The 20,868-nt window shown below is 47.6% G+C and carries 28 protein-coding genes; all 28 read right to left on the reverse strand.

From position 1 onward, the window contains the following. Nucleotides 1-308: 308 nt before the first annotated feature. Entirely contained in the window at nucleotides 309-677 is a 369-nt protein-coding gene (gene aroH / locus DFP97_RS03600; RefSeq protein WP_114378602.1) for a chorismate mutase, read from the reverse strand. Continuing rightward, nucleotides 674-1,777, reverse strand: a complete 1,104-nt coding sequence (aroB, locus tag DFP97_RS03605) for a 3-dehydroquinate synthase (RefSeq protein WP_114378603.1) — start codon at nucleotides 1,775-1,777, stop codon at nucleotides 674-676. The genes aroH and aroB overlap by 4 nt, the downstream gene beginning before the upstream one ends. A gap of 2 nt (nucleotides 1,778-1,779) precedes the next feature. Next, nucleotides 1,780-2,949, reverse strand: coding sequence for a chorismate synthase (aroC, locus tag DFP97_RS03610; protein WP_114378604.1), 1,170 nt, complete (start codon nucleotides 2,947-2,949; stop codon nucleotides 1,780-1,782). Between the two features lie 202 nt (nucleotides 2,950-3,151). Next, nucleotides 3,152-3,319, reverse strand: a complete 168-nt coding sequence (locus DFP97_RS30605; protein WP_181873348.1) for a hypothetical protein — start codon at nucleotides 3,317-3,319, stop codon at nucleotides 3,152-3,154. Between the two features lie 72 nt (nucleotides 3,320-3,391). Beyond that, a complete protein-coding gene (locus DFP97_RS03615) occupies nucleotides 3,392-4,171 on the reverse strand; it encodes a CheR family methyltransferase (protein ID WP_114378605.1) in 780 nt (259 codons plus the stop codon). A gap of 30 nt (nucleotides 4,172-4,201) precedes the next feature. Beyond that, nucleotides 4,202-4,645, reverse strand: a complete 444-nt coding sequence (ndk, locus tag DFP97_RS03620; RefSeq protein WP_114378606.1) for a nucleoside-diphosphate kinase — start codon at nucleotides 4,643-4,645, stop codon at nucleotides 4,202-4,204. Between the two features lie 29 nt (nucleotides 4,646-4,674). Beyond that, entirely contained in the window at nucleotides 4,675-5,649 is a 975-nt protein-coding gene (locus DFP97_RS03625) for a polyprenyl synthetase family protein (protein WP_114378607.1), read from the reverse strand. A gap of 8 nt (nucleotides 5,650-5,657) precedes the next feature. Continuing rightward, nucleotides 5,658-6,506, reverse strand: coding sequence for a menaquinone biosynthetic enzyme MqnA/MqnD family protein (locus DFP97_RS03630; RefSeq protein ID WP_114378608.1), 849 nt, complete (start codon nucleotides 6,504-6,506; stop codon nucleotides 5,658-5,660). Beyond that, complete coding sequence (locus DFP97_RS03635) at nucleotides 6,496-7,143, reverse strand: UbiX family flavin prenyltransferase (RefSeq protein WP_114378609.1); 648 nt, start codon at nucleotides 7,141-7,143, stop codon at nucleotides 6,496-6,498. Before DFP97_RS03635 ends, DFP97_RS03630 begins: the two co-directional genes overlap by 11 nt. Beyond that, nucleotides 7,137-8,012: a UbiA-like polyprenyltransferase gene (locus tag DFP97_RS03640; RefSeq protein ID WP_114378610.1), complete on the reverse strand. Its 876-nt coding sequence runs from the start codon at nucleotides 8,010-8,012 to the stop codon at nucleotides 7,137-7,139. Before DFP97_RS03640 ends, DFP97_RS03635 begins: the two co-directional genes overlap by 7 nt. After that, on the reverse strand, nucleotides 8,009-8,725 hold the full coding sequence (locus DFP97_RS03645) for a demethylmenaquinone methyltransferase (RefSeq protein ID WP_114378611.1): 717 nt from the start codon (nucleotides 8,723-8,725) through the stop codon (nucleotides 8,009-8,011). Before DFP97_RS03645 ends, DFP97_RS03640 begins: the two co-directional genes overlap by 4 nt. 8 nt (nucleotides 8,726-8,733) lie before the next feature. Then, nucleotides 8,734-9,603, reverse strand: a complete 870-nt coding sequence (locus tag DFP97_RS03650; protein ID WP_114378612.1) for a heptaprenyl diphosphate synthase component 1 — start codon at nucleotides 9,601-9,603, stop codon at nucleotides 8,734-8,736. Between the two features lie 123 nt (nucleotides 9,604-9,726). Then, nucleotides 9,727-10,302 (reverse strand): hypothetical protein, encoded by a 576-nt coding sequence (locus DFP97_RS03655; protein ID WP_114378613.1) that lies wholly within the window; start codon nucleotides 10,300-10,302, stop codon nucleotides 9,727-9,729. A gap of 158 nt (nucleotides 10,303-10,460) precedes the next feature. Then, nucleotides 10,461-10,682: a trp RNA-binding attenuation protein MtrB gene (mtrB, locus tag DFP97_RS03660; protein ID WP_028610524.1), complete on the reverse strand. Its 222-nt coding sequence runs from the start codon at nucleotides 10,680-10,682 to the stop codon at nucleotides 10,461-10,463. Nucleotides 10,683-10,825: 143 nt separating this feature from the next. Next, complete coding sequence (locus tag DFP97_RS03665; protein WP_114378614.1) at nucleotides 10,826-11,101, reverse strand: HU family DNA-binding protein; 276 nt, start codon at nucleotides 11,099-11,101, stop codon at nucleotides 10,826-10,828. 243 nt (nucleotides 11,102-11,344) lie between these two features. After that, nucleotides 11,345-12,823 (reverse strand): stage IV sporulation protein A, encoded by a 1,479-nt coding sequence (gene spoIVA, locus DFP97_RS03670; RefSeq protein ID WP_114378615.1) that lies wholly within the window; start codon nucleotides 12,821-12,823, stop codon nucleotides 11,345-11,347. Nucleotides 12,824-13,132: 309 nt separating this feature from the next. After that, entirely contained in the window at nucleotides 13,133-13,885 is a 753-nt protein-coding gene (locus DFP97_RS03675; protein ID WP_114378616.1) for a DUF3939 domain-containing protein, read from the reverse strand. 90 nt (nucleotides 13,886-13,975) lie between these two features. Next, complete coding sequence (locus tag DFP97_RS03680; protein WP_114378617.1) at nucleotides 13,976-14,323, reverse strand: 2Fe-2S iron-sulfur cluster-binding protein; 348 nt, start codon at nucleotides 14,321-14,323, stop codon at nucleotides 13,976-13,978. Next, nucleotides 14,320-14,925 (reverse strand): nucleotidyltransferase domain-containing protein, encoded by a 606-nt coding sequence (locus DFP97_RS03685; protein WP_114378618.1) that lies wholly within the window; start codon nucleotides 14,923-14,925, stop codon nucleotides 14,320-14,322. Before DFP97_RS03685 ends, DFP97_RS03680 begins: the two co-directional genes overlap by 4 nt. Nucleotides 14,926-14,943: 18 nt before the next feature. After that, nucleotides 14,944-15,240 carry a 2Fe-2S iron-sulfur cluster-binding protein gene (locus tag DFP97_RS03690; protein ID WP_114378619.1) on the reverse strand — a complete coding sequence of 99 codons (297 nt, stop codon included), beginning with the start codon at nucleotides 15,238-15,240 and terminating at the stop codon, nucleotides 14,944-14,946. Between the two features lie 57 nt (nucleotides 15,241-15,297). Further along, nucleotides 15,298-15,477 (reverse strand): DUF2768 family protein, encoded by a 180-nt coding sequence (locus DFP97_RS03695; protein WP_114378620.1) that lies wholly within the window; start codon nucleotides 15,475-15,477, stop codon nucleotides 15,298-15,300. A gap of 138 nt (nucleotides 15,478-15,615) precedes the next feature. Further along, on the reverse strand, nucleotides 15,616-15,891 hold the full coding sequence (locus tag DFP97_RS03700; RefSeq protein ID WP_114378621.1) for a stage VI sporulation protein F: 276 nt from the start codon (nucleotides 15,889-15,891) through the stop codon (nucleotides 15,616-15,618). Between the two features lie 79 nt (nucleotides 15,892-15,970). Then, entirely contained in the window at nucleotides 15,971-17,005 is a 1,035-nt protein-coding gene (locus DFP97_RS03705) for an NAD(P)H-dependent glycerol-3-phosphate dehydrogenase (RefSeq protein WP_281270931.1), read from the reverse strand. A gap of 10 nt (nucleotides 17,006-17,015) precedes the next feature. Further along, nucleotides 17,016-17,612: a glycerol-3-phosphate 1-O-acyltransferase PlsY gene (plsY, locus tag DFP97_RS03710; RefSeq protein WP_114378622.1), complete on the reverse strand. Its 597-nt coding sequence runs from the start codon at nucleotides 17,610-17,612 to the stop codon at nucleotides 17,016-17,018. A gap of 12 nt (nucleotides 17,613-17,624) precedes the next feature. After that, nucleotides 17,625-18,947 (reverse strand): ribosome biogenesis GTPase Der, encoded by a 1,323-nt coding sequence (gene der, locus DFP97_RS03715; RefSeq protein WP_114378623.1) that lies wholly within the window; start codon nucleotides 18,945-18,947, stop codon nucleotides 17,625-17,627. 78 nt (nucleotides 18,948-19,025) lie between these two features. Beyond that, nucleotides 19,026-19,205 carry a capping complex subunit for YIEGIA gene (locus DFP97_RS03720; RefSeq protein WP_114378624.1) on the reverse strand — a complete coding sequence of 60 codons (180 nt, stop codon included), beginning with the start codon at nucleotides 19,203-19,205 and terminating at the stop codon, nucleotides 19,026-19,028. Then, nucleotides 19,198-20,115 carry a YIEGIA family protein gene (locus tag DFP97_RS03725; RefSeq protein ID WP_114378625.1) on the reverse strand — a complete coding sequence of 306 codons (918 nt, stop codon included), beginning with the start codon at nucleotides 20,113-20,115 and terminating at the stop codon, nucleotides 19,198-19,200. The genes DFP97_RS03720 and DFP97_RS03725 overlap by 8 nt, the downstream gene beginning before the upstream one ends. Further along, nucleotides 20,115-20,768, reverse strand: coding sequence for a YphA family membrane protein (locus DFP97_RS03730; RefSeq protein ID WP_114378626.1), 654 nt, complete (start codon nucleotides 20,766-20,768; stop codon nucleotides 20,115-20,117). The genes DFP97_RS03725 and DFP97_RS03730 overlap by 1 nt, the downstream gene beginning before the upstream one ends. Between the last annotated feature and the right edge of the window lie 100 nt (nucleotides 20,769-20,868).

Consider the following 20,868-nt stretch of genomic DNA (forward strand, 5'->3'; position numbering starts at 1 on the left):
GAGCAGGAGCGTTGGTTTAGATGATGACGAAAGTGTGTAAGCGGAAAAAGATACATTTGCGGATACGGTGAAACAGCACTAGTACCATCCTATTCGCATGCGCAATAGACGGTAAAGCTCTTTCCATAATCCCGTAACGGCAACTGCCTTTACTCTGCTTCTCTCAACTAGTCTCGACTCATCTCTACTCAGCTCAAAACCTGCTCTGCTACTCTCACTTACGCTATTCAATATACAACACCGAACGGCTGCGCGTCAACATGGGATGAACCCTACGAAGTAAGTTTTGTGATGCAAAACGTTTGGGCTTAGGCCTTAGACAGATCCGGGCGGAGCGCCTGCGCGCCGCTTAAATAAACGTGACGGATTTCGGCTTGGCTTTTGTCCGTGTTTATTAAAACCATCAAACGGATGCATCGCTCCAAGCTGCCTTTCACCGGTACCTCAAGCGCGCACATAAGCGGGACAAGCTCCCAGCCTTGCATTTGACGGATCGCCCGCGCTGGAAAGGTCTCATCTAAATCGCTCGTAACGGTCACGAACACACTGCAAATGTCGTCAGGCACAATTTGATTGTCTGCTACAATCCCGTTTAACAACTCAACCGTAGCGTTTAAAATGGGCTGTTCCTCATTGACATCAACGGTAATCGCTCCGCGAATTCCTCTTACACTCATCGCTGCCCGCCCTCCTGTTTCAATTGCTCCACAATTTCCCGTACCCACGCTACCTGAACATCGGGTTTAATTTCGACTTTGCCGATAGCGGTTGGAACAACGAATACCATCGTGCCCTCTGTGAACTTCTTATCATGCATCATCGCTTCCATGACGGCATCGACATCAAAGTGCTCCGGTAACCTTACAGGCAGACCGCAGGCCGCGAGCACTCGCTTCGTTACTGTATATACCTCTTCAGGAGCGCCGTAGCGCAGACCAAGCTTTGCAGATCCGATCATTCCGATTGAAATGGCTTCGCCATGAAGCAGCTCATTATAGCCGGCAACCGCTTCTAATGCATGCCCGATCGTATGACCTAGGTTCAAAATGGCCCTCAAATCGTTCTCGCGCTCATCCTGCGACACAACGGCCGCTTTCACGCTGCAGCCCTTATACAAAGCGTAACCAAGCGCATCCGGATCAAGAGCGAGCAGCTTCTCCGCATGCTCTTCACACCAATCCACGAACGTCTCGTCCCAGATCAATCCGTGCTTAACGACCTCGGACAGTCCAGCCTTTACCTCTCTAGGAGGAAGCGTTTGAAGGAGATGTAAATCGTATAAGACCATTTCCGGCTGATGGAAAGCTCCGATAATATTTTTGGCCAACGGATGGTTAACTGCAACTTTTCCGCCGACGCTGCTGTCATGCGCGAGTATCGTTGTAGGAACTTGAACAAACTTAATGCCTCGCATGTAGGAGGCTGCTACATATCCGGCCAAATCGCCGACAACGCCGCCGCCAAGCGCTACAATCGTAGATTTGCGGTCAAGGCCTTCCTGGAGCGCCTTCGTAACGAGCGACTCAAGCATAGAAAGCGACTTTGAGCTTTCACCTGAAGGAACAACGGCACTAACCGTTTTGAAGCCCGCACCTGCGAGCTCCGATTCAAGCGCTTGTAAGTGCAGCCCGGCCACATGAGAGTCCGTAATAATCATCAAGGGAGATTTCGTGCTAATACCGTGCTTTAAAAAATAGGAAGAGGCCTCCTTCAAGAGACCCTCTCCGATATAAATAGGATAAGAGCGTTCGCCTAATTCGACAGTGAGCTCACGCATTCTTAGTACCTTCCTAGCTGATCAAGATAGTTATTTAGATTAGCGCGAATTTCTTCTATGGAGTCTCCCCCGAATTTCTCAAGAAATGCCTTCGCCACTTCCCAAGCGACTACATGCTCCATCACGACGCTCGCTGCAGGAACCGCACAGCTGTCGGAGCGTTCTACTTGAGCGGTGAACGGCTCCTTCGTATCGATATCGACGCTCCGGAGCGGCTTGTAAAGCGTTGGAATCGGCTTCATTACGCCGCGCACAACAATTTGCTCGCCATTTGTCATACCGCCCTCGAAGCCGCCGAGACGGTTCGTTGCACGGTGATACCCGCGCTCCGCATTGTACATAATTTCGTCATGTACCTGTGAGCCGCGAAGCTTAGCGGCCTCAAATCCGATTCCGATTTCACAGCCCTTGAACGCGTTAATGGACACGACCGCTTGCGCAATTCGTCCATCCAGCTTGCGATCCCACTGCACGTGGCTGCCAAGGCCAATCGGCACACCTTCGATAATGCATTCGACGATTCCGCCGATCGAGTCGCCTTCCGCTTTAATTTGGTCGATATAATCCGTCATCTTCTGCTCGGTTTCCTTGTCTACGACACGAACGGACGACTCCTCCGTCAGGCGGATCAATTCATCAACAGGAAGCTGGTTGGCAGGCGCTTCAATTTCACCGATACGGATAACTTGTCCCGCAACTTTAATGCCGAATTCAGCAAGCAATTGGCGCGCAACCGCTCCGACAGCCACACGTGCTGCCGTTTCGCGGGCGCTGGAACGCTCCAAAACGTTCCGCAAATCCTTCAGATCATATTTCAATCCGCCGTTAAGATCGGCGTGACCGGGACGCGGACGGTGAACCCGGCGCTTCTCTTCGTCGCCGCCTTCAATCGGCTCAATATTCATAACGGAGGTCCAATGCTTCCAGTCGTTATTTTCAACGACAAGCGCTACAGGAGCACCAGTCGTTTTACCATGGCGCACTCCTCCGACGATGTTAGCGGTGTCCTTCTCAATTTGCATACGACGGCCCCGGCCGTGACCTTTCTGGCGGCGATGCAGTTGAAAGTTCAATTCCTCGAAATCAATTGTTAAATTACTGGGTAGTCCTTCAATAATAGCTGTCAATTGGGGACCATGGGTTTCCCCCGCTGTCAAATACCTTAAACTCAACCAAAGCTCCTCCTTCAAAGCAAGCCTGTAAGCGCCCGCTAGGTTTTACTGCCCGAAACATCTTTGCTCATTATAGTACAGCGCTTCCTGTTTGACAAGAATTTGCACGGCCCGTCAAGACTTCTTAAAGGTCAAAAAAAGAGGCTGGTTGGTTTGTCTTCTGAAGAAGACAAACCAATCAGCCTCAACACCTTGCGCCTTTTTAACTGTTAACTGAGCGTTTCTTGCGCAGCGCAGTTCCATCGTTTATAAGCTGCGGGTCATTAACGAGTCTTAACATTTGCCCGCTATCGACCCCAATGATTTGCGCACATTCTTGAATCGAAATAAAACCGCGCCTATATGCGGCTATTACTTTACGCTTATCCATTTCACGCTTCATCCTCCAAGTCATCCGGTTATGACTAGTATAGGAGAAGATGGAAATCGGTATACATCCTGCTTACACAAGGCGGTAAAAGAAAGTATCAGCCGTTTCAAATCCGTATTGTGCCGGCGAGAATATTTGTTCGGTGCTGCCGACGAACAACAGCCCTCCCGGCTTCAATGCTTTTGCAAACTTGTGATACAACAGATGCTTTGCCTCTTCAGTAAAATAGATCATGACATTGCGGCACACAATTAAGTCGAACGAGCCATCAAATGGGTCATGCAGCAAATTCTGCTGCTTGAATTGAATAAATTGCTTAAGCTGCTCCGATATGAGAAAAGCCCCATCCGCTTGCTTAAAATATTTTTGCCGGCATATCGCGGGTACATCACGCAGCGAGCGCTCCAAATAGCTGCCTTCCATCGCCTTCTGCAGTACGTTTGAATCAAGATCCGACGCGAGCAGCGTTGACCGATGCAGCGCCCCCAGCTCCGACAATATCATAGCGAGCGTATATGGCTCCTCACCGGTAGAGCAAGCTGCACTCCACACCTTAAGACGGCCCGACGATTGCAGCATCTCAGGAAAAAAACGATTCTGCAGCACTTCCCACCGGGATGGGTTACGCCAAAACTCGGAAACGTTAATCGTCATGCGATCCAGAAACTCATTCAGCAAGCTGCGGTTCTGTTCAATAGCCTTCCAATATAGCTCAAAAGTCTGAAATCCGTGCTTCATTCGCAAGGTTGTAAGCCTGCGTTTCATTTGAGCTTCTTTGTATTGCGATAAATCGATGTCGGTCTTTTGCTTAATCCGAACTATAAATTGTGCAAAATCATGATCCTCAAGCATAGGTGCCTCCATCGTTAACGGGTGTAAGCGTTAAATCCACCGTTGAATTGTATGTTCATAGTTGACAAGCTCCGATGGAGAGAAAAATATGCCGATTTCTCTTTCCGCGTTGGCTGCTGAATCAGATCCATGAATTAAGTTAAAATTCGTATGTACGGCAAAATCGGAACGGATTGTACCCGGAAGCGCATCTAACGCATCCGTCTTGCCGATAAGAGCCCGAGACAATGCGATTACATTATCGCCTTGCCATACCATAGCGAACACAGGTCCGGAGGCAATGAACTCAAGCAGCGGTTCATAAAATACCTTACCCTTATGCTCCGCATAATGTGTTTCGGCAAGCTCGCGGCTCACGACCATAAATTTAGCTGCTGTCAGCTGCAATCCCTTTCGCTCAAACCTCGATACGATCTCTCCTATCAATCCACGCTGTACGCCATCCGGTTTAATCATCAGAAACGTTCTTTCCATCATCAATCATTCCTTTCATAATCGTATTATTAATAATTACGCTTCCCGACGAAATGCGCGATATCAAACAAGTTCTTTTTCGCTGTCACATTCGGTAATCCCTCTAATGCATGCAGAGCTTTTTTTATATACCGGTTCGCGAGCTCGTCAGCCATGTCTCCGCCATCGCTTTTGCGAATCATTTCAATCGCCCGCCCAGCATCCTTCTGTCCGCCATTCTCCCGGATCAATTCAATTTCATTCAGCAATGATGGCCTTATTTGCGGATCCTGAAGCGCCAGAAGAACCGGCAATGTAATATTGCCCTGCCGCATATCCGAGCCGGGCGGCTTGCCAATCTGCTTCTCCGTACCATAAAGATCCAGCAAATCATCGCGAATCTGAAAGGCCATGCCTACGTTATAGCCAAAGCGGTATAACCGGTTGGCCGTCGTACGATCAGTATTTGCTGCCACGGCGCCGAGCTGGCAGCTAATCGCAATCAAAAGTGCTGTTTTTCGCCGAATGCGAAGCAAATATTGGCGTACGGATTGCTTCGTGTTGAAGAAATCTCTAATTTGCTCCATCTCGCCAATACACATCTGAACAAGCGCATTAGATAAAATCTGATGGATTTGCGGATTCGGCAGCTGAGCCGCAATCGATAATGCCTTGCCATGGATATAATCACCGGTATACATGGCGATACGGTTATCCCACTTCGATTTTACAGTAAGCTGGCCGCGACGCGTATCGGCATCGTCAATGACGTCATCGTGTACCAGTGATGCCATATGTATAAGTTCAAGAGGAACGGCAATCCGCTTCATTACATCAAGCCGGTAGTCACCGAATTTACCCGCTAACAATACAAATACGGGTCTTATCCGTTTCCCGCCTGCTTTGAGCAAATGCAAAGAAGCCTCACTTAGAAGCACATGGTCATCAGACACGCTGCGCTCAAGCTCAAGCTCAATTTGATTTAGATCGCCTTTCATCTTTGCATACAAGTCTAGTAGTTTCATTCTTTCACCTATTGGGCAGATTGGTCTTCAAAAAATGTAAGCTCCACGTCATGTGAAAGCAGCCCCAGCTGCTTCGCATAACGGAAATATAACCTAAGTCCTTCTTGCAGCTTGCTCCCAAAATCATATTGAAGTGAATGAAAGTACCTATCCCAGTACTTCGAATCTCCACCAAGCTGCTTACAGGCGATAGTGATCAGTGGTTCGAGATGAGTTTTATTATACTGTTTGCTCGCAATAAGTGCCTCGTATACAGCTTGAATCGCTTCTGGCGCTGCATCAGCTACTTGCTTACGTGCTGCGACAACCGCATAAGTCATCCCTAGACCTGTCCACTCATTCCATAATCGCCCTAAATCTATGACATGCAGGCCATGATTTTTCCAAGAAGCTTGAATGGCGGGATCACCGATAATGAGCGCCGCATCTGTCGTTTCAAGCATGCTGTCTAGCACCGGTTCTGCTGAAACATACTCCGGTGTACACTCAAAACGCATCATCATAATCATCTTCAACAAATTAATGGAGGTAGCTGACGTCGTAGTGACGGCAATACGCTCAGGACGTTTTCGCTCAATCGGTTCCTTTAAAAATAATAATATAGAATTAACGTCTCCAACGGAGCCAACCGACAATTGCGGAAGCAATACATAATCATTCGCATTCTGCCCGTAAGAGAATGAAGAAATCGCTGACACATCTAGCTCACCGTTGTGCAGCATCCGGTTTAATACAGAAGGTACCCGCGATATGACCTCGTAGCTATTAATGCTGGCATGCTCTTCAAATTGATGAAAAAGCGGCCATGCATTGGCGTAATCAATTCTTCCGATGGTGATCGGGCGCTTAATGCCCATTCTTTTCATCTCCCCATCTTCTGTATAAATCATGATCAATTCCCATATTGTCCATCACTTTACCGACAAGGAAATCAACCATTTCGTCCATCGATTGCGGTTTATAATAAAATGCAGGCATAGCCGGGATCATCCGTACACCTAAGCGGGACAACGTCAGCATATTTTCCAAATGGATGGCATGAAGCGGCGTCTCCCTTGGTACAAGCAGCAGTTGACGGTTCTCCTTCAGCATCACATCTGCCGCTCTAGTCATCAAATCATCGGAAATGCCGTGCGCGATAGACGCAAGCGTCCCCATCGAGCACGGCATAATAACCATTCCTTGGACGCGGAACGAACCGCTTGCAATAGCTGCACCTATATCCGCATTCGGATGATAAGTAAGAGCGCCGCCCTGCAGCGCTTCGGCGAAGCGCTGCTCGAGGGCAGCCGTCCGGCGTGTCGTTTCCCAGCCAAGCTCCTCCTTCAATACGCGCCATCCTGCTTCCGTAACCACAAGATGAACTTGAAAGCTCTGTCGCAGCAGCTCCTCTATAAGGCGGATACCATATATGGAACCACTCGCACCAGTAATGCCTACGACCCAGCGATTTGACCATTTCGTTTCGTTAATGTCCTTCCGCTCTCCTACCATCGGTGAATTACCAGCAAGTCAACGATCGTAAATATAAACAAAACTACACTAAGCGTACCGTTCATTCCAAAAAATGCCGTTTGCACGCGTGACAAATCGTTCGGGCGGACGAGCCAGTGCTGGTAAAACAACAAAGCTACCGAGATGAGCGTACCCAGCAAGTACATCCAGCTTAATTCCGTCAGCCAAAACAGCGTTATAAAGCCAATTGCTGTAACGATGTGTAGCAAACGCGCGATCCACAGCGCTCCTGCAATTCCGAAGCGGGCCGGAATGGAATGTAAACCAGCTTTGCGGTCAAATTCGAAATCCTGCGTTGCGTATATAATATCAAAGCCGGCGATCCACAAGGCGACCGTAATGTACAATAACCATGCGGCAGCATCAAAGCCGCCAGTAACCGCTACCCAGCCGCCTAGGGGCGATAATGCAATCGTAAAGCCCAAAACAATATGGCAGAGCCAAGTAAAACGCTTCGTATAGGAGTAGAGCACAAGCAATACGACAGCGATCGGCATTAGCTTAAGCGCGATCGGCGCCAGATTAGCGCTAGCTACAAACAACAATACGAAGGATACGATAATAAAAAGCAACACTTCTGCCGACTTAAGCAAGCCAGCTGGAAGCGCTCGTTTCTCAGTGCGGGGATTACGAAGATCAATCGCTTTATCGATAAGGCGATTCAAACTCATTGCTGCGCTCCGAGCGCCGAACATGGCAAGCGTGATCCAACCAATCTCTTCCCATGAAGGGAGACGCTGCTCCAATACTACAGCGCCCAAAATCGCGCCCATAAATGCAAAAGGCAAAGCAAATATCGTATGCTCGAATTTAATCATTTCTAAGATGATGCCAATTTTGCGAATCATTGCTGTCCCTTCTCCTTTGTCCCCATATGCAGCGCCGCAACTCCGCCGGTAAGAGGATACGCAATCACTTGCTGTAAGCCAGCTTGTTCGAACAATCGAACAAGCTCTAATCGACCGGGAAACGTCTTAAGCGACTCGGGAAGCCACTTATATTCCTCAAAGCGTTTGGCGACTAGCTTGCCGATCAACGGTAATATACGCTCGAAATATAAATTATACATAGCTTTAAAAGGCTGCCAGGTTGGCTTCGAAACTTCCAGGCAAACCACTTTGCCGCCCGGTTTAACAACCCGTCTCATTTCCTGAAGCACCTGTAAGTAATCCGGAACGTTGCGAAGGCCAAAGCCGATCGTGACATAATCGAACGAATTGTCTTCAAACGGCAAGCTCATGGCGTTGCCTTGCACTAATGTAATTTGACCGTTTAAGCCAAGATTGCCTACTTTAACCGCACCCACATCAAGCATGTTTTGGCTAAAATCCAATCCGATCACTTTACCTGTTACGCTTGCGTTCGCTAGTGCTATGGTCCAATCACAAGTGCCGCAGCAAAGATCCAGTGCCGTCTCTCCAGGAGCAACGTTCATCTTCTTCATCGTAAACTTGCGCCATGCTTTGTGTCTGCGGAAGCTGATTAAATCGTTCATGAAATCGTATTTCGGCGCTATGCGTTCAAATACGCCATGCACATGGCTTTTGGAGTTCGTTTCCATCGTTCAAGTCACCTCGTCTTGTTGAGCGCAGGCGTGTATCCGGTCAGCTTATTTAACAGAGCATCGACAATTTGAGTCAATTCACCGAAAAGCTTGTCCGATTCCAGCTTGCCTGCGATAGCTTTCACCGCATCAGCTGAATGCTCCAGCTTAGCCGTTAGCAGATTGCGTACGTTATATTTTTCCACCAAGCCCGTAATGAAAGCAGGTTCATTTAAGCTCTGCGACAGCTGCTGACGCTCTTCATCAGTACCCTCTTGCATGACATGCCAGTAAGCCCAGCTCTTGTCGAACCGGAAGGGGCTTTCGCTGCGCTTAATCTCTTCAAGCACAACCTCACAACGGCTTACACAGCCGAGCACCTCCGACCAGACGCGTGACAAAGCCCCCTCCAATACGCCAGAGAACAGCTGGAACAATTCGCTACGCACTTGGACGGTAAAGCTCAAATATTCTTCCGCGGTCACTTTAAGCTGTCTCATCCGGACATAAAGATTCACCTTAAGCCGGTTAACCTCGCATACGGCGCCGCTTATTTTGGATACCATATCAATTTGACCGGCTTGTGAAAGCATTTGATAAAATCTTGCGCTAAAGTAATCGCCTGCAAGCACCTTGAGTTGTCTTGAACGCATCTCGCGCTCCGGCATCGGTTCCGAATCCGTATCGATTAAATCATGTGTATCCATGCCTAGCTGCACAAGAGATATGACAAGCGTATACAGCTCACTGTGCTTCGTTAATGATTGCTGGTGATTAAGAAAAGCATAAAGTAACCGAAGCCGGGAATCCGAAATTTCCGGCAGCTCCGTATGCCTTTGAATCATGTCATAGTCGACGTATTTTTGAGCTATTTCAGGTATACGGTAAGGTTTCATGGGGTAAGCCTCCGAACAGAGAAGCGCACATCGCCGCTCAATAATCTAAACTATTATAGCACAATTTATTTTAAAGAGCATACGATTCAAATGAGTGTTCAACATTTTGCAACAAACATCCTCTTACATTTGCGAAACCGAAGTAGGCTTTACAGTAAATCCCGATACCGGGCCAAACCTTTCCTCCCATGCAGACGTGAAGCTTACTCTTAACCTTTTTCGCCATACCTCGTCATGAACCGGATCAGCATGAGCAAGCGCGTCCATCTCAAAAATGAGCCAGCTGTCTGTTTTCCTTACGTCAACAGCTGCTAACAGCGCTGTGCCATCCGGGCGGTCCTCCACGATTCGTATAAGCACCCGCTTTACGTTTTCCAATTGCAAAAAAGATAAGCGGAGCAGCTTCTCCACATCCGCGAACCATGCGGACGGACGGCCTGCGCCAGTTTTCACTCTCATATCGACGGATAACACTGCGTTGCTCCACTCGGCTTTATCCAAGCGCTCATTGAGCTGGATGCCAACAAGCACGTCGACGAGGTTGCTGTTCGTAAGCCTGACGGCCGGGGTAGAGCGAAATACGGCTACTTCGCTCCGATTGGGCAGATTTTGTGAAGTCAGATGAGGCAGCCAAGTCAATAATAAAGTAACTGCAAGTACAGTCAAACAAGCTGTTAACAGCGGTTTACCTATATGCACCCGGGGCACCTCCAAGTACTAATCATCAAGCCTGAACCTATAAAAAGCAGGCAGCGAATAAATAACTCATACACTCATTGTACGAGCACTGATGGATGATTATTCGGAGAGCAGCAGGGAATAAAAAAAAGCAGGCTTCGCCTGCTTCAATCTTTGTGCTACTGGTCGGTTTCCATCGTTCCGTATTTCGTCATCACTACTGCTTTACCGCGAATTTTGATCGCTGAGGTATGATCAGTAAATTGACAGATTAAAATTTCGTTTTTGTCCAGCTTTTCCGTATGATGAAATTTCGTATCTTGTCCGCGTGTCAAACCGATGACTTGAACGCCCTGATCCTTTGCTTTTACAACAATATATTCGCCATGAGTAGGCTCCATCGTTATCCCTCCGCATCCGCTATTCCAAACTATCCATGTGAATTATAGTGGAAGTCGAACATTTGTGCAATCTATTGCTTAGCTCTTCGAAACAAAAGACGCTCGAACATGGTTCCGTTCGAGCGTCTCCTGCACCGATATACTTAATTGGATACGAGGTCCTTAAGTGATTTCCCTGGTTTAAAAGCAGGCATCTTGCTTGCTGCGATATCGATTTCTTCACCAGTTTGCGGGTTACGGCCTTTACGGGCTTGACGCTCGCGCACTTCGAAGTTACCAAATCCAACCAATTGCACTTTGTCTCCGCCTTGAAGGGCATCGGAAATGGCATCAAAAACGGCATCAACCGCTTTCGTTGCATCTTTCTTCGACAGATCAGTCAATTCAGCTACTTTAGCAATCAAATCTGTTTTGTTCATTGTTTCACCTCCTCAAAGTTTTGTGAAGCAAAACTAGCTTCGTAAGCATAAGCTTGAAGGCAAATGAAGTCTCATCTTATCCCTCTTATTAACCGAAAACTTCAAAAATATACCTTTGGACCGAACAAACCTATAGTAATACAGCCGATTGGCAATTTCAAGTGTTAACCTGTAAATCTCCGAAACAAAAAACCGCTCCCGATTTTGTTGGAAGCGGCTTATTTGTAAATCACTGCAACTTATCTACAAAATAATGGCAATCAGACCGCCGGAGCCTTCGTTAATAATGCGTCCCAGCGTCTCCTGGAGCTTGTAGCGGGCGTTGTCCGGCATCATGGCAATTTTGCCTTGAATACCTTCCCGAACGATGGAATGCAAGGAACGTCCGAATATATCAGACTCCCAAATTTTAATTGGGTCATTCTCAAAGTCTTGCATTAAGTATCGGACCAGCTCTTCGCTTTGCTTCTCCGTGCCGATAATCGGAGCAAATTCAGACTCTACATCGACGCGGATCATATGGATGGATGGTGCTGTCGCTTTCAGCCTAACTCCGAAGCGCGAACCTTGACGGATCAATTCCGGCTCGTCGAGCGCCATTTCCGCAAGCGTTGGTGCGGCGATACCGTAACCGGTCGTTTTGACCATTTCAAGCGCTTCTGCGAAGCGGTCATATTCCCGTTTGGCGTGTGAGAACTCCTGCATAAGCTGCAGCAAGTGATCTTTGCCTCGGATCTCTACACCGACAACCTCCATCAGGATGCGGTCATAAAGCTCATCAGGCGCGTACAAATCGATTTCGGCGACGCCCTGCCCCATATTCATGCCGCTTAGTCCAGCGCGGGCAATGAAATCGTACTCCATAAACTGAGTTACGACGCGGTCAACGTCCCGTAATCGGCGGATATCTTTCACCGTATCACGCACCGAGCTTTCATAGTTGCTTCGCAGCCAGTGATTGTCGTTCAGCACCATAACCCAGCTCGGCAAGTTCACATTCACTTCGTGGACAGGGAACTCGTAGAGTACTTCGCGCAGAACGGAAATGACTTCTTCCTCGCCCATCGTAGCCACACTGAGCGTCATTACCGGAATATCGTATTTCGCTTGCAGCTCATTGCGCAGTTGCAGCGCTTCTTCACTCTTCGGACGTGTTGAGTTAATAATAAGCACAAAAGGTTTACCGACTTCCTTCAGCTCATTAATGACGCGCTCTTCGGCTACGACATAGGAGCTGCGGGGTATTTCGGCGATCGAACCGTCCGTCGTGACGACAACACCTAAAGTCGAATGCTCTTGGATGACTTTACGCGTTCCGATCTCAGCCGCTTCTTGGAATGGAATCGGCTCATCGAACCAAGGTGTTGTAATCATGCGGGGACCGTTTTCGTCCTCATAGCCTTTTGCGCCTTCTACAGCGTATCCGACGCAGTCGACCAATCTCACGTTTACCTCAAGTCCATCGGTAACCTTGAGCTGAACCGCTTGATTAGGAACAAATTTAGGCTCTGTTGTCATAATCGTCTTTCCTGCGGCGCTTTGAGGGAGTTCGTCCACGGCTCTCACACGGTCTGATTCGTTAGCAATGTTCGGAAGTACGACCGTCTCCATAAACCGTTTTATAAACGTTGATTTGCCCGTCCGGACCGCTCCGACAACCCCGAGGTAAATATCCCCGCCGGTACGTTCGGCTATGTCCTTGAAAATGTCCACTTTCTCCACTGAATATCCCCTCCCAATTGATTTTCCGGTTCGCCGCCATCCACCGGTCAATAGGGCAGGCCAGCGACGCAACTCGTACATGCTTTTTGGACTAGTAACATCTTATGTTCCGAGTCTCCGATTATGACGATTCCTTCTACGAAATCTTTTTTTGCTTTCGTCAACCAACATCCTTCCAAGATTGAGTTATATGAGTAAAAGGACACAACTATGACGATTACAAGCAAAAAAATCCTCTCCCTGGACATTCTACAAGGAGAGGATTTTCAGTTTTGGTAACATAAATTTTGATAAAAAACCGAGGTTGTCCTAAGGTTGGACCGCTTGCGGCTCATTATCGACCCATCTGTACGTCGGCGCTTTAACGGGTACGAAATCCGACCCGTCAACGAGTAAGGTACGTATATCTAACTGGGCATCGAAATTAGTTTTGCCGCTTTTTTGTACAAACTGCATAATATCGATTCCGTAATCAGAGTAGACGACCCCGTTCTCATCCACTATGGCTTGAATGGTTTGCCCCGAAAATACGCTGCGAATCGCCGGCGCCGTCCGATTCAAGCTTTTGTAATCAATTTGATAAAAGCCGGGGTACATTTGCTCCCCCTTTGGAAGCTCGCCCTTATTTTGTATATAGGCAGTTACCCAGCTTTGTATATCATTAATTTTCTGAAAAGTAACGATATCCAGCAGTTTTATACGAGGCGACGTTTCTTCGTCAATAACTAGAAAATAATAATTTCCTCCGTTCTCAAATGCAGAAGATGGAATATCGCTTAAATAGCCTGTCCGCTGCAGCTTAGCAAAATCCACATAAAACTTTTCATAAACGGGCGTATCTGCGGTAGCATTTTTTATAGGCAGCATAGCTGTATCGTTTTTGTATTGATCGACGGCTGCCTGTACGTTTCGTACCGCTTCCTTTGGAGCTGCTTGATTTTGCTTAAGCTCATCCTTCGGATATAAGCAGCCTGACAATGTAAATAGCGCAAAAAACAACGCAAGCACAGCCCCCGCTATACGTGTACGACGGTGCAGCGCTTGTTTGTTAAATCGGTTCATCTGTATACCTCCCAAAAGGTTTGTGAAGCAAACCTGCTTCGAAAGCATATGCTTAGGTTTGTGAAGCAAACCTGCTTCGTAAGCCTATGCTTACCATAAATCGTCATCTTGCTCCGCCTGTCTGGCGAGCTGCCTTTCTACGGCAGCTCGAAGCGGATCTAAAGGCACTTCTACATCCACCTTACCCGCTACCCTTGCCTGACAGGCAAGCCTTATATGACATCCGTCTAACCCGGACAGCTTCCTGCGCTCATTGTCGGCTATCGGCTGAAGTTCGCTTTCAGGCCGCACGGTGACCTTGCACATGAAACAAGCCGCCTTCCCCCCGCAGCGCGTACGAATCGGTATGTTGGCGCGTCTAGCGGCGTCCAGCAGCGTAGTTCCCGGCTTTACCTTAACCGTTCGACCAGAAGGCCAGAACGTAACCTCACTGTTCATCGCAAGACACCTGCCTCTCGTTCATTAATCAATCGGTGAATTCTGCATTTCACAGCTTCGGTAAAAGCATTGCCTAATTCTATCGCCTGGAGTGCTCCCGCATGTATTTCGGGAGCTTCTGCGAACGCTTGAACGATAAGCTGGACACGGTCTGAACGTCCGCGAAGCATGTTAAAGCAAAGCTCGTGCGCAAGCGGAGTAACATAGACGCTCTGAGATTCACCGCCGAGTTTTATTCGATCACCGTACGGGATAAGAAGCTCGCGAACCGCGGTTTCGTAACGGCAGCCGGAAGCTTTCACTTGGAATCCGGCAACCAGCTCCACCTGCACGTTTTGAATATGAAAATGACATAGCCTAGAGCGATACATGCCGGTTACACTTACCGTTGGTTCGTCTACAGCGAATTCCTTAAGTGACTGAAAAATAGAATGCATGTATTCATCGTCGCAGTAAATATCTAAATCGCGAGGTGCGGCAGATAACGGAATTCCCCGGAGCATTAAGCCGGCGCTGCCGCCGACAATCCATTTTGATTGGCTGGATTCCGTGGCTTGTATAACAGTAGCCAGCGTTTTTTGGATGTGTTTCATTTCTGTCATCGCCGGCACTTCCTTTTTCTAAAAATACGGTTTATTCACTGCAGCTATATGCCCACTGCCTGCTTTTACAACGGCCTGGCAACCTAGACGGAAGCCTTCTTCGAACTCCTCCGGTTCCAGACGGTCCCATTCCTCGTCTGTAATGCCTTCAAGCTGGTCACCGCCCTCCGTTATTAAGCAACGGCATCTTGCGCAAGTACCGCGTGCACACGAGAAGCTCCAATCAACGTTATGCTTCAAAGCAAGATCCAGCAGCGATAACCCGGCCTCTGCTTCTACAACAGCCGTTTTCGTTTTACCCTTTAATTCGATCATCTTGAAATCATATCTCCCTTTCTGCATGCCGATTAGACTGGTGTATGTACCTCAAAACTAAATAATTGCAATTAATCCACAAATGAAGCCTATTATTAAAACCAAGAAGGCGATGAGCGATAAAATAAACTTCACGACGCCTTTCGTTTTTAAGCGTGCAAACGTAATTAATGCGGCTGCCACCGCCATCATGCCGATGCCGAATAGCGAGACCCACATTTTTGTCATTGCATCCATAGTAATACCATTCCCCTAATCTTTATCATAATGAGTTCCAACTCATTATAACATCGGACAAAAAAAAGGACAAAAGCCGACAGGGCACTGCACCGAATGCTGAAATTCGGTGCAATTCCTCGCTTTTGCCGCTATGCTCTATTTCTTCATCATCATTTTCATTAACGTCTCCATATTGGTCGTGCTCATACCGCTAGCTTTAACAGCCTTCACGATATCATTGACCGTCGAATCCGCAACCTTTACCTTAGCCATTTCCGATACTTGCTTTATCAGCTTGCGCAGCTCAGCTTCGTCCTGCATTGTTTCAGCAGTTACCCCGCTTGCGAGTTTTTTGACCGAATTTTCGGAAATGCCTTTGCCGGTTTTTTTGTTTATCGCATTAAGAACGTCTTTAGAAAAATCTTTCGACATATCAACACCTCCTGGATGCGCATAAAATATGCTCCATGCATCATATGAGGAGGGTACATGTTTGGTGTAGGCGCTATACTTAGCCGATTTCTTCGATTTCGTGCGTGCGCAGACGACCCATTAGATGCTCGACAGCCGTTCTTGGCGCTTTATTCGCAAACAACACTTCATAAAGCTGAAAGGTGATAGGCATTTCTACATCGTACTGCTTCGCGAGCTCAAAGGCCGCTCGCGTTGTCCGGACGCCTTCAACAACCATTCCCATGCGGCTTAACACCTCTTCAAGCGGCGTTCCGTCAGCTAGCATATAGCCAGCGCGCCAATTGCGGCTGTGCTTGCTCGTACAGGTAACGACGAGATCACCCACGCCGGCGAGGCCGGCAAACGTGAGCGGATTCGCCCCCATAGCGGTCCCCAGTCTTCCAATCTCAGCTAAACCGCGTGTCAATAAAGCCGCTTTCGCATTGTCTCCAAAGTTTAAACCGTCCGTCAAACCGGCGCCGAGTGCAATGATGTTTTTGATTGCGCCTGCAACCTCAACACCGACGACATCCGGATTGGTATAGACACGGAAATCCGTATTCATAAGAGCATCCTGAGCCTGCTCTGCCGCTTGCAGATTAGCTGAAGCAACGACAACCGTTGTCGGCTGCTTCCGAATGACCTCTTCAGCATGACTAGGACCCGATAATACGACAAGCTGCTCGAGCGGGCGTTCAAGCTCCTCGGAAAGCACGGTAGTCATCCGTTTTAAGGTATCCGTTTCAAACCCTTTTGTTGCATGTACGACAAGCGTATCTGGCGATAAGTAAGGCGCTGCTTGCTTTGCGACCTCCCGCATCGCGCCAGAAGGCGCAACGAACAATGCAAGCTCCGCCTCTTGCAGCGCTTGCTTCAAATCAGTAGTAGCCCGTATTGTATCCGGAAGCTTTACTCCGGGCAGGAACTTGCTGTTTTCGCGACTGCGATTAATGCCTTCCGCTTGCTCTTCGCTTCGCGTCCAAAGCAATACCTCATAACCATTATTCGCGAGCACTGAAGCAAGAGCCGTTCCCCAGCTTCCAGCTACCAATACTGCCGCCCGACGCATTGTGGATTGATTCGTGTTTGTCATACGGCACTCACTATCCTTTCTTTGCGCCAAGCTTGTTTTCCGTTCCTTGGAGCAGCTTTACAATATTCGTTCGATGCCGTACGAATGCAAATATACAAATCAGAAGGCTTGCGCACAACAAAGGCACCGAGAAATAAAAGATTGAAATAAATAATGGCGTCAAAGCAGCAAACAATAGCGAGCCTAGAGATACATATCTCGTGAACGCAATAGTAACGATAGCAACGATGCCGGCGCAAAGCGCAGGAACAAAAGCGAGCGTAGCAATAACGCCGACTGTTGTCGCAATACCTTTGCCTCCTTTGAATCGAAACCAAATGGGCCAATTATGTCCCACTATTGCAGCGAGTCCGCATAGGACCGGAATCCAATCATTTTGTCCTAAGCCGTGTCCAATCCATACTGCAGCGACACCCTTCGCAATATCGAGAAAAAACACGAGTAGGCCCGGCCCTTTGCCGAGCACTCTCAATGTATTCGTGGCACCTGCATTACCGCTGCCGTGCTGGCGTATATCAATTCCCTTCACATACTTCGCAATAACGATACTGAATGAAACTGAACCTAACAAATAGCTTAAAGCAACCGCGATTACTCCATATAACAAGCTACTTCTCCCCTAATCTTCTTCGGACTTCCGACGTGAGTATATTCGTATTGGCGTCCCTTCAAAATCAAACGCTGCACGAATTTTGTTTTCCAAATATCGTTCATACGAGAAATGCATAATTTCCGGATCATTCACAAACACAACGATCGTCGGCGGCTTTGTAGCCACTTGTGTAACATAGTTAATACGCAGACGTTTCCCTTTATCGGCAGGCGGCGGATTGATCGCAACCGCATCGGAAATAACGTCGTTCAGCAGATGTGTTTGAATACGCATAGCATGCTGTTCTGATACATGATTAACAACAGGCAGCAGCTTTTGTAAGCGCTGTTTCGTTAATGCGGATAAATAGACGATCGGCGCGTAGGACATGAACAAGAAATGATCGCGAATATTTTGGGAAAAATGCTGCATCGTTTTCTCGTCTTTCTCAACCACATCCCATTTGTTTACAACAAAGACTGATGCCTTTCCCGCTTCGTGTGCATAGCCTGCAATATGCTTGTCCTGTTCAATGATGCCCTCTTCTCCGTTAATGAGCACAAGAACGACATCTGCGCGCTCGATTGCTTTCATTGCCCGCATAACGCTGTACTTTTCAGTAGACTCGTACACTTTACCGCGCTTGCGCATACCGGCCGTATCAATCAGCACATATCGTTGACCGTCACGCTCGAACGGCGTATCAATCGCATCCCTAGTCGTACCAGCGACATTACTGACAATAACACGGTCCTCCCCGAGCAAAGCGTTTACGAGCGAAGATTTGCCGACATTCGGACGTCCGATTAAAGCAACGCGAATAACGTCTTCATCGTAACCATCATCCGTTAGCTCAGGCAATAGCACAGACGCAGCATCCAGCAGATCGCCAATGCCAAGACCATGTGCACCGGAAATGGCGATGGGTTCGCCGAAGCCAAGTCCATAAAACTCATATACCTCTTCCATACGTCCCAAATTATCTACTTTATTGACTGCCACAACGACAGGCTTGCGGGAACGGAACAACATCTGAGCGACTTCGTCATCCGCATGTGTCAATCCGGTTTTCGCATCGACCATAAAAATAATGACATCCGCTTCTTCAATTGCCAGTTCAGCCTGCATGCGGACAGATTTCATGATCTCATCTTCACCATCGATTTCAATACCGCCTGTATCAATAATGCTGAAAGGTTTTCCATTCCATTCTCCGGTGCCATAAATCCGGTCACGGGTAATACCCGGTTTATCCTCAACAATTGCTAGCCGGTCACCGATGATCCGATTAAAAATAGTGGATTTACCCACATTCGGTCGCCCGACGATAGCGATAACGGGTCTTGCCATAGTTAGTTTTCCACTCCTTCAAAAATACTCACGATAACCATCATAGCAAAAAAGTACGTACTTGGCTAACTTTTCATATTATCGGTGATTGACCAGTATAATAGTCCCATTCTTTAAATCATGTGCGCTTGCATCTAAAATTTTCTCAAGAAGGAATGAGGTTTGTTCCATCTTTTCCTCATTCTCAACGATAAAAATCGGCGCTCCTCCTCCTATCGAATCGGCCTTGGTCGAAACGACTGCGACGATCTTAGCCATGTCCACCCGCTCCTTTCTTATTCACGGACGCTTCCGTTGGCATACGGACAGCCGATTCTAAAATAGGCACCCGTAAAATAACTTCACGCCCTTTGCTTGCGTCGAGCTCCTGCGGCAGAAAAAATACGGCCAATCTTCCGTCTCTCATATCTAGTTTAGCCATTGGAATGAGCGCTGGCTCGCCATCGTCACGGTAAACGCCCAATATGGTTGCCAAATCGTACAAAATGGCTTGCCGTTGTCCGAGATTACTTATTGTAACTTTCCCGTTCGAGTTGTATGGAGTTAAAATAAACCCCATTCCCCGTTCAGCGATAATGTCCTGATTGCCTTTCAAGCCGACATTCATAATATATATATTTCCGACAAATAAATCAGGACCGTCAACACGAACGTCAGCTTGCTCCACACGGGCAATATGGGAAATTGATTTTCCTGACTTGAGCTTCTCAACAAGCAGCAGTGATAACCCTCCGGCAACAATACCGATCCATACATTCAATAGAATGGCGAATAAACTCGTTATTAATGCTGTCATTATAACCAAATAATTTCGGCCTTCAAAAACCATGGCTATTCCTTCAATATAGGTCGAGCCTCGTCCTACAAGCTCCAGGCTGTCTATTTTGGTCAACGTATCACGCTCCATTTTCCTAACGTCGCGAAACTGCTGCGCTGCTAACGTAAGGAAAGTAATAGCCGTATAGTCTTTATTAAATAGTGCCGGAACAGCAACAGCACCAAGAGCAGCAGCAATTACTCCTAAAGAAATATGAATGATGCGTCCGTGGGGATAGGTTGGATATTGTCTATAGTCCGTTCGCAGCATCAGTAACCGTGAAACGATACCGAGAACAATCCCTAGCAGCACACCGATCAAAACCTTATTTTGCACAAGAAACTGCTGCATTACGATGACCGTCCTCCTTTCATATGCCAAAGCACGACACTTAACTTTGATAAGCCCCTTCGAATCGCTTTTAGTATCAAACTAAATAACCGTGCGGTTGCAACTGCAATCCAAAAGCTGTCCCACCAGGACAATGAGCCTATGAAAACCGCATAAGTACCCGCCTGAAGCACCGTATTGAGCGTCTCGCCGAGTACGGCTCCCCAAATGATCATACTTAATTGATGTTTGGTCTGAGCTGTAAAGGCACCGCAAAGCAGCCCTGCAGTTATGGGCGCATCCCATAATGGATCGATCCAATAAAATACAGGGTCAAAGCTGTAGATTTTGCGGACACATCCCCAAATGACTGCAATCATTAATGCACATAATGCTAAATATCCTTTATAGCTCCAATCCTCCGAACCTTTAAATGTCAATAAACTTGCAAGCAGCAATAAGCAAACACTTACATGCAGTTTTATTTGTGTGTATTCAGGCAACGGTGTCCACCAAATGGAGAAGGGCATTATGGCGATAATCAAAATTCCTACAAGCACCATCGTTCGCCGGCTAATATCAGGAGCTAAATACGGCTTCCATCCCGTGGCGATTAGTATTAGCATCATGATCATGATTAATAAGGACATATATCCGGGATTCACGCAAATCACCTCTTGTACCCCCTATTATGCGCCAAAAAAAAGGAGCTATTCCTGCGATTAATCGCGGGAATAGCTCCACCCTGGTACAATTACTTTGAAAAGGAGACCG

It is taken from the genome of Paenibacillus prosopidis, from assembly GCF_003337375.1.
GTDB lineage: Bacteria > Bacillota > Bacilli > Paenibacillales > Paenibacillaceae > Pristimantibacillus > Pristimantibacillus prosopidis.